This is a genomic window from Longimicrobium sp., assembly GCF_036280135.1.
Classification (GTDB): domain Bacteria; phylum Gemmatimonadota; class Gemmatimonadetes; order Longimicrobiales; family Longimicrobiaceae; genus Longimicrobium.
Map to the genome: position 1 here is coordinate 1 of NZ_DASURI010000147.1, position 3,886 is coordinate 3,886.

Annotated in this window: 2 protein-coding genes; both read right to left on the minus strand. The window is 70.4% G+C overall.

Annotation, left to right across the window (positions count from 1 at the left end):
* Positions 1-62: 62 nt before the first annotated feature.
* A complete protein-coding gene (locus VFZ20_RS04500; RefSeq protein ID WP_329682638.1) occupies positions 63-383 on the minus strand; it encodes a hypothetical protein in 321 nt (106 codons plus the stop codon).
* A gap of 61 nt (positions 384-444) precedes the next feature.
* Positions 445-3,886 (minus strand): hypothetical protein (locus tag VFZ20_RS04505; RefSeq protein ID WP_349264062.1); only part of this gene is annotated, 3,442 nt, incomplete at its 5' end.

The window sequence follows — 3,886 nt, forward strand, 5'->3', positions numbered from 1 at the left end:
GCCTGCTTAATTACACGTCGTTTCTTAGGCGCCTGCTCGCGGGGAGAGGCGCGCGTCAGGCGTCATTCACCCGGAATCGGCTCGTTCCAGGGGAGCGTGGAGCCGCGGTGGTACCGCAGCCGCTCCTCACGGTCCATGTGCACCCTCCAGCGGGGCACGGGATAGACAACCCCGTGGGGGAGCACGATCTCCTCCGCAGTCTGCTTGCCGTCCAAGAAGACTGCGATGCGGTACCGGAGCTGCCCGTCCGCCCGGGTGGGGTCCAGCAGCTCGATGACGACGCCCTCGCCGGCCTCGCGGCCAGGGCCGTCCGACCACGCGACCCGGGCCCAGAGGCCGCGGCCCCTGGCTTCGTCGTTCTCGCGGATGGGTTGTCCCGCCATGAAATCCTCCGGCCGGCGGACGCAGCGGCCCGCCGGCTCCGTTGTCAGGCGACGGCGCACGTCAGGCTGCCATCGCCATGGTTGCGGTTTCATCCTCCGGCTCCTCTTCCAGCGAGGCCACGTCGAGGACGCCTAGGTCCAGCCGGCGCTCGCCAGGGTCGTTCAGGCGAAGCGAGCGCTCGATCTCGCGCAGACGCTCCACCAGCGCGTTGAGCTTCTCCTCCTGCGGGAACGGTTCGTCCCTGATCGCCTCCAGCTGCGCCACCTGCGTGCGAAGGTACGCCACCTGGTGCTCGTACCCCGCGACGATGCCGTCCAGCCGGCGCGGGATCGCCTCCAGGCTCTGGACCAGGTGCACCGGCGACTGGAAGAGCTGCACGTCCTGCTCGTAGTCGCGGTGTCCGCGCAGGATGAGCGCCGTGTCCATCCGCGGGTGCACCGCGGCCAGCAGATCGAAGCCGGCGAAGTGCCCCACGGGCACGATCTCACGGTCGCGGGAGGCATGGCAGGCTTCCTCCACGAGGCGCCGGATCGCCGCGCCGCCCTCCTGCCGTGTCGTGTACAGCTGGCCGTCGACGATGATCCGGAAGGTGTCGCCCTTCGTGGTCACCCGGCGCTCAAGGTCCGCGCGGGCCGTGGCCAGCGCCGCCTCGGCAGCGGCGAGCCGGCGAGGGTAATCCTTCCGCTCCGCCCGGGCGCGGACCTGCCGGTCGAGGAAGGCATTGCGCGCGCGCCGGAGCCGCGCGATCTCGGCCTCGGCGCTGGCCTTCTCCAGGATCAGCGGGTTGCCGGCGGCGAGCGCCTTCACCTCGGCGTAGCTCAGCGTCACGGAGTCGTTGTCCGCGATCTCGCGGATGCTGGGGTCGCCCATCAGCACCCGGTTGATCATCTCCAGCTTGTAGTGCAGGAGATTCCAGACGTAGAGGTCGAAGGACCGCTCGGTGACGTAGCGCCGGATCGTGATGAACGGCCAGATGTTCCCGCGCCGTGCGCCGCGCCCGTCGCGCTGCTCCACATCGCTCGGGCGGTAGGGCGCGTCCAGGTGGTGGATCGCGATGATCCGGTCCTGGACGTTGGTCCCGGTGCCCATGTTCGTGGTGGACCCCAGGGTGATGCGGACCTGGCCCGCGCGGATCGCGGCCTGCAGCGCGGCCTTCTTCCGCGGGTTGGTCGCCTCCTGCATGAAGGCGATCTCCCGCGGCGGGATCCCCCGCGCGACGAGCTTCTCGCGGATGTCGTTGTACACGCTGAAGCCGCCGTCGTAGCGCGGCACCGACAAGTCGCAGAAGATGAGCTGCGTGGCCCGGTCGCGGCGCGTGGACTCCCACCGCTGGAAGACGTCGTCGATCAGCAGGTTGACCTTGGAATCCGGCCGGTCCGGGAGCGCGGGGTGGATCAGCCGCATGTCGAGCGCGGCGCGCCGGCCGTCGTTCGTGACCAGCAGCATGTTGTCGAGCCGCGGGTCCACGTACTCGGAGCTGCGGATCCGCTCGGCGCGCATGACCAGCTGCTCGGTGTACGCCAGCAGCTCCTCCGACGGCGGCGCGGAGACGACCTCGGGCCGGCCGCCGGTGAGGCGCGGGCGCGGCAGCTGGAGGAGCTTCTTCGGGCCGCGCTCCCGCACCCGGATGCGCGGCCACGCGGTCGTTTGCGTGGACGGCGGCGGCGCCAGCTGCGCGCGCGGCGCCTGCTCCGCCGGCCGCCCGGCCGGCTGAACCGGCTCGTCGTCGGACGCGGTCGGCGGCTCGTACAGCGACTCCGCGAGCTGGATGTCGATCCGCTGGCTGATGATGCCGAGCAGCTCCGGAACGTTCGTGAAGTGGAACCGCTCCCGCATGCGGAAGCCGCCGCCGTCCGGGGACGGCTCCAGCTGCCAGGTGCGCCGGATGAAGTTCGCCGCGAACGCGTCGAAGTGCTGGATGCCGTACTCGCGCAGGAGGTCGGGCGCGAGGTAGCGCAGGTGGACGTGGAGCTCGGCAATGGTGTTCGAGATGAGCGTCCCCGTCATGCCGACGACGCCGCGCCCGGGGCGCACCGACTCCAGCCACGCGCACTTCATCATCAGATCGCTGGAGCGCTTGGACGGCTTCGCGGCACGCGGCATCCCGGCGATCTTGGTCTTGGTCGCGGCGTTCTTGAACAGGTGGATCTCGTCGATGAAGAGCCAGTCGACGCCCAGCTCCTCGAAGGTGAGGTTCTCGTCCTTGCCGCCGCGGTACGCCAGCGTGGCCAGCCGCGCCTCGTACTGCCGGAGCACGACCTGGAGCTGCTTGACGGTGAGGCTTCGCTCACCCTCCTCGGCGATGGCCTCCTTCAGCAGCTCCTCGAACTCGGCGACCTCGGCCTCCAGGAACTGGCGCTCGAAGTCCCGGGACATCCCCAGCCGCTCGAAGGCCGAGTGCGTGACGATGATCGCGTCGTACTCGCCGCTCGCCGCCCGCGCGAAGAAGAGCCGCCGCTTGTCCCGGCTGCTCACGTCCTCCACGTGCGCCGTGAGCAGGCGCGCCTCGGGGTAGGCCTGCAGGAACTCGCGCGAGTACTGCTCCAGCATGTGGTTCATCGTCGCATGCAGGGGCTTGCTGCAGATCCCCAGCTGCCGCATGCGCATGCTGGCCAGGATCGCGGCGAGCGTCTTCCCCGCGCCGACGACGTGGGCCATCCCCGTGTTGCCGTGGGAGACGATCTGCCACGCCACGTTGCGCTGGTGGGTGTCGGGCACGAGCGCCGACGACAGGCCGGGGAAGGACAGGTGGCTCCCGTCGTAGTCGCGCAGCCGGACGTCGTTGAAGCACTCGTTGTAGCGCCGCACCAGGTACTCGGCACGGTCGGGGTCGGCCCACGCCCAGCGCGCGAACTCGTCGGCGATCTGCTGGGCCTTCTCCTGCGCCTCGAGCGTCGCTTCCGAGTTGCGGATGGTCTTCTCCTTCCCGTCCTCCTCGATGGTGTCGTAGATGACCGTGGCGCGCTGGTTGAGCAGGTCCTCCATCAGGCGGAAGACACTCGCCCGCGCGGTGCCCCAGACCGACCGCGCACGCACGGAGTCGCGCAGCTCTCGCGCAGCGCGCACGGCCCAGAGCGCCTCCTTCTCGACGTGCGCGACCTGCACGTCGGCGCCGGCGCCCAACTCCATGAGCTCGCGGAGGAACTGCAGGTAGACGCCGCGCTGGATCCAGGTGGCGCCGAGGGCGACCGCGATCTCCGACGGTCCGACGTCCACCGGCTGCACCATCTCCAGCGCGTGGACGTTGATCCGGAAGCGCTCGTCGTGCTCCGCCGCCTTCCGCGCCTCCCGCAGCTTCCGCCGGACGCGGCCCGAGAGGTACTCGTCGTCCGTCTCCCACGACGCGGTCGCGGGATTCAGGAAGATCCGGCCCTCCAACTCCCGGACGACTTCCGCTTCGGACCGGCCCCAGAGGCGGGCGATCAGGGGGAGATCGACGCGGCCCGCCCGGTCCAGCGACAGCAGCAGCGCCTCCTCGGCGGAGGCGGCGTGGTCGGGATAC

Excerpts from the sequence above, each read along its gene's own strand:
- VFZ20_RS04500 (WP_329682638.1), bottom strand. The coding sequence starts at position 383 with ATGGCGGGACAACCCATCCGCGAGAACGACGAAGCCAGGGGCCGCGGC.